Genomic DNA, 4,244 nt, shown 5'->3' with positions numbered 1-4,244 from the left:
GGTGGAGGGGATGGTGCTGCCACCGGGGGGTGCCATCTCCTGTCACTTGCCTACGCTGTCACTGAGTGACACGATCAGTGTCGGCGCAGGCCACCACCAAGGGGGTTGACCTTTCGCATGAGCCAGATGGACATACGGAGATCCGCCGCGGCCGTGCCCGACGGCGCCGCCGAGCCGGCGGCGGGCGGTCGGAGCGAGGTCGGTCAACCGGTGAAGAAGGAGAAGCCGCTCGGCTCCCGCGCGCCGCGGTTCGTCAAGAGCTCACGCCCGCTCCACCTGGGCTGGCAGGTCTGCGTCTTCGTGGTGGGCCTGGTGGTCGTGGTGATCGGCATCATCATGCTGCCGCTCCCCGGCCCCGGCTGGCTCGTGATCTTCGCCGGGATGGCGATCTGGGGGAGCGAGTTCGTCTGGGCCCAGCTGGTGCTGCGCTGGACCAGGCGCAAGGTCGCGGAGGCCGCGCAGCGCGCCCTCGACCCCCGGGTGCGGCGCCGCAACATCGCGCTGACGGTGGCCGCCGGCTCGATCTGCGCCGTGCTGCTCGTCGTGTACCTGGTGAACTTCGGCTTGGCCATGCCCTGGGAGATCGACACCTGAGCGCGTCGCGCTCCCCGTCCTCGGCGCTCCGCGCCGTCGCACCCCTCGGCACCAGGCTGGGCTGAAAGGAACGATCCCCATGGCCGTCGACCGGACCGTCGACCAGACCGCCGACCCGGACGCCGACGTCAGCGCGGCCTTCTTCGCCCGCCACCTGGCCCGGAACCCGGTGCTCGGCATCTTCCGCGGCCAGGATCCGCGGACCACGGTCGAGCTGTGCCACCGGGCGTGGGAGTTCGGCGTGGAGCTGGTCGAGATACCGGTGCAGTCGGAGTCCGCCCTGCCGTCGCTGGCGGCCGCCGTCGAGGCGGCCCGGGAGCACGGCAGGCAGGTCGGGGCCGGCACCGTCACCACCGAGCGGCGGCTGCGGGCCGCGCGGGAGCTCGGCGCCGCGTTCACGGTGGCGCCCGGGCTGCACCCGGCGGTCGTCGAGGCGTCGGCCGAGGCCGGCCTGCCGCACCTGCCGGGCGTCGCCACCGCCACCGACATCGCGGCCGCCCAGGCCGCCGGCCTGAGCTGGGTCAAGGCGTTCCCCGCCGCGCAGCTCGGGCCTGGCTGGATCACCGCCCAGCTCGCGCCGTTCCCCGACGTCCGCTTCGTCGCCACCGGGGGCGTCGGCCCCGACAACGCCGCCGACTTCCTCGCCGCCGGCTGCTCGGCGGTCGCCATCGGCTCGGCCCTCGCCGACCCGAGCGCGTTGCCGCGCCTGCGCCAGGCGGTGTCCGGCTCGGCGTGAGGGAGCCCGCGAGGGCCGCGCCCCACCCTGCGGATCAGAGCGGGAGGTCGTCCGGCAGGACCCGGAACGCCTTGTGCCGGCCCAGGGGGCGCACGGCGCGGAAGTCGCGCCGGTCGAGGGTGAGGATCGCGTCGGTGTCGTAGTCGGCGGCCAGGGCCACGTTCACCGCGTCGGCGAGGTCGAGGTCGAGGTCGAGGGCGCGGTACCTGCCGCGGAGCGACTGGGCCGCGGCCAGGTGGTCCTCCGTGATCTCCGGCACGACCACGCGGCCCCGGCCCATCCAGCGGCGGATGTCGTCGACCGCGCTGAGCGCGGCCGCACGGCCCAGTTCGCGGGTGGCGACGTGGTCGAGTTCTGCCAGCAGGAGTGGGGACATGACCAGGAGCCCCGCCGCCGTGAGCGCCTCGTTCGCCCCGCTGTGTTCCGGGTGGGCCGCGTCGAGGGCGGCCAGCAGCCCCGAGGTGTCGGCGACGACGATGATCACGCGGTGCTTCCGGTGTCGGACTCGCGGCGGACGGCGTCGGCGACCGCGTCACCGACCTCGGCCGCCGACGGGGTCCGGCCCGACCCCTCGAAGGTGCGGGAGAACAGCGGCTCGTCCCAGACGCGGTTGGCCATCGCGGCGAGGTGGATCCCCTGGCGGATGATCTCGGCCTCGCTGATTCCCCGCCGCCTGGCCGCCTCCTTGATGATGGCCAGGTCCTCGGGGTCGGCGTACACGTTCGTGCGCTTCATGGACATGTACCAAGCGTAGTCCATGTACCTGACCGGCGTAGCCCGCAGGCTCCGACCTGCCCGCGCCGCGGCGTCAGCCGGCCCGGGTGAGGAGTTCGAGGGTGTCGACGACCCGGTTCGAGAAGCCCCACTCGTTGTCGTACCAGGCGACGACCTTGACGTGCTGGCCGTCGACGCGGGTGAGGGCCGAGTCGAAGATGGCCGAGGCCGGGTCGCCGGTGATGTCGGAGGAGACCAGCGGGTCCTCCGAGTAGGTGAGGACGCCGGCCAGCCGGCCGTCCGCCGCCGCGCGGTACGCGGCCAGCACCTCGTCGCGCGACACGGCGCGGGCGACCGTCGTGTTGAGCTCGACGATCGAGCCCACCGGGACCGGCACCCGGATCGAGTCGCCCGACAGCCGGCCGTCGAGGTTCGGCAGCACGAGCCCGATCGCCTTGGCGGCACCCGTCGTCGTCGGCACGATGTTCACGCCGGCCGCGCGGGCGCGGCGGGCGTCGCGGTGCGGGCCGTCCTGCAGGTTCTGCTCCTGCGTGTAGGCGTGCACCGTCGTCATGAAGCCGTGCTCGATGCCGGCGAGTTCGTCGAGCACCGAGGCCAGCGGCGCGAGCGCGTTGGTGGTGCAGGAGGCGTTGGAGACGACGGTGTGCGTGGCCGGGTCGTACGCGTCGGTGTTGACCCCGTAGGCGAGCGTGACGTCGGCGCCGTCCGACGGCGCGCTGACCAGCACCTTCCTGGCCCCCGCGTCGAGGTGCGCGCGGGCGGCCTTCGCCGCGGTGAAGCGGCCGGTCGACTCCAGCGCCACGTCGACGCCGAGCTCGGCCCACGGCAGCTGTGCCGGGTCGCGCTCGGCGAGCACCCGGATGCGGCGGCCGTCGACGACGATGGCGTCCCCGTCGACCGTCACCGGGCGACCCAGCCGGCCGGCCGTCGTGTCGTAGGCGAGCAGCCGCGCCAGCGTGGCGGGCTCCGTGAGGTCGTTGACGGCCACGACCTCCAGGTCGGTGTCCCGTTCGAGCAGTGCGCGCAGCACGTTGCGTCCGATGCGGCCGAATCCGTTGACGGCGATGCGCGTCATGAGCGGTGTCCCTTCGATGTCCCGTCGATCATCGTCAGGTTCGCCCGTGGCCCGCCGCCCGGGACAGCGGCGCGAGTGCCATCGTTCGAAAGGATCGCGCCCGGTGGAGTGGCGGGTCACTCGCCCCGGGCGAAGGTGCGCCGGTACTCGCTCGGCGTGGTGCCGAGGACGCGCTGGAAGTGCAGCCGCAGGTTGGCGCCGGTGCCGAGGCCGACGTCGGCGGCGATCCGCTCGACGCTCAGCTCCGAGCGTTCCAGCAGCTCGCGGGCGACGTCGAGGCGGGCCCGCATGACCCACTGCATCGGCGTGTACCCCGTGTCGTCGACGAAGCGCCGCGAGAACGTGCGGGGCGAGACGGCGGCGTGCCGGGCCAGCGCCTCCAGGGTGAGAGGTTCGCCGAGCCGGCGCAGCGCCCACTCGCGGGTGCCGGCGAACCGCTCGCCCAGCGGCTCCGGCACGCTGCGCGGCACGTACTGCGCCTGGCCGCCGCTGCGGTAGGGGGCCGCGACCAGGCGCCTGGCCGCGTGGTTCGACGCCGCGATCCCCAGGTCGCCGCGCAGGATGTGCAGGCACAGGTCGATGCCGGACGCGGCGCCGGCCGACGTCAGCACGGTGCCCTCGTCGACGAACAGCACGTTCTCGTCGACCCGGACGCGCGGGTGCCGCGCCGCGAGGGCCCGGGTGTAGTGCCAGTGCGTCGTGGCGCGGCGGCCGTCGAGCAGACCGGTGGCGGCGAGCGCGAACGCGCCCGTGGAGATGGCGGCGAGGCGCGCGCCGCCGGCGTGGGCGGCGGTCAGCGCGTCGACCACGGCGGGCGGCGGGTCCTCGCGGTCCGGGAAGCGGTAGCCGGGGACGAAGACGACGTCGGCCCACGCGAGCGCGTCCAGGCCGTCCGCGACGTGGTACGAAAGCCCGTCGCCGCCGGCCACCAGCCCGGGCGCCGGGCCGCACACCCGCACCTCGTACGGCATGCTCGCGCGGGTCGTGAACACCTGGGCGGGGATGCCGACGTCCAGTGGTTTGGCGCCGTCCAGCACGAGGACGGCGACGCGGCGCAGGCGGGAGGCGGACACGGGGACGAGGGTACGGGGGCGCGGGTACGGG

General features: G+C 74.4%; 6 protein-coding genes. 2 read left to right on the top strand and 4 right to left on the bottom strand.

The window, feature by feature from the left end; genetic code table 11:
* Positions 1-126: 126 nt before the first annotated feature.
* The gene (locus E1283_RS32880; RefSeq protein ID WP_243745266.1) at positions 127-594 is read left to right on the top strand and encodes a TIGR02611 family protein; all 468 of its coding nucleotides are present in this window, start codon (positions 127-129) and stop codon (positions 592-594) included.
* Between the two features lie 79 nt (positions 595-673).
* The gene (locus E1283_RS32875; RefSeq protein ID WP_132821821.1) at positions 674-1,330 is read left to right on the top strand and encodes a bifunctional 4-hydroxy-2-oxoglutarate aldolase/2-dehydro-3-deoxy-phosphogluconate aldolase; all 657 of its coding nucleotides are present in this window, start codon (positions 674-676) and stop codon (positions 1,328-1,330) included.
* Between the two features lie 34 nt (positions 1,331-1,364).
* Here the strand turns inward: E1283_RS32875 and E1283_RS32870 are convergent, their stop codons facing one another.
* The 4 genes from E1283_RS32870 to E1283_RS32855 form a co-directional block, all read right to left on the bottom strand.
* Positions 1,365-1,814 (bottom strand): PIN domain-containing protein, encoded by a 450-nt coding sequence (locus E1283_RS32870; protein ID WP_132821820.1) that lies wholly within the window; start codon positions 1,812-1,814, stop codon positions 1,365-1,367.
* Positions 1,811-2,071: a ribbon-helix-helix domain-containing protein gene (locus tag E1283_RS32865; protein ID WP_132821819.1), complete on the bottom strand. Its 261-nt coding sequence runs from the start codon at positions 2,069-2,071 to the stop codon at positions 1,811-1,813. Before E1283_RS32865 ends, E1283_RS32870 begins: the two co-directional genes overlap by 4 nt.
* Before the next feature lie 67 nt (positions 2,072-2,138).
* Positions 2,139-3,140: a type I glyceraldehyde-3-phosphate dehydrogenase gene (gap, locus tag E1283_RS32860; RefSeq protein WP_132821818.1), complete on the bottom strand. Its 1,002-nt coding sequence runs from the start codon at positions 3,138-3,140 to the stop codon at positions 2,139-2,141.
* A 116-nt stretch (positions 3,141-3,256) separates the two neighbouring features.
* Positions 3,257-4,213 (bottom strand): GlxA family transcriptional regulator, encoded by a 957-nt coding sequence (locus tag E1283_RS32855; protein ID WP_132821817.1) that lies wholly within the window; start codon positions 4,211-4,213, stop codon positions 3,257-3,259.
* Positions 4,214-4,244 lie beyond the last annotated feature (31 nt).

Source organism: Streptomyces hainanensis, from assembly GCF_004348415.1.
GTDB classification, from domain to species: domain Bacteria; phylum Actinomycetota; class Actinomycetes; order Streptomycetales; family Streptomycetaceae; genus Streptomyces; species Streptomyces hainanensis.
The sequence above is the reverse complement of the archived record's forward strand: the minus strand, read 5'-3'. Positions and strand labels throughout refer to the sequence as shown.

Excerpts from the sequence above, each read along its gene's own strand:
- E1283_RS32880 (WP_243745266.1), top strand. The coding sequence starts at position 127 with ATGGACATACGGAGATCCGCCGCGGCCGTGCCCGACGGCGCCGCCGAG.
- E1283_RS32875 (WP_132821821.1), top strand. The coding sequence starts at position 674 with ATGGCCGTCGACCGGACCGTCGACCAGACCGCCGACCCGGACGCCGAC.
- E1283_RS32865 (WP_132821819.1), bottom strand. The coding sequence starts at position 2,071 with ATGTCCATGAAGCGCACGAACGTGTACGCCGACCCCGAGGACCTGGCC.
- gap (WP_132821818.1), bottom strand. The coding sequence starts at position 3,140 with ATGACGCGCATCGCCGTCAACGGATTCGGCCGCATCGGACGCAACGTG.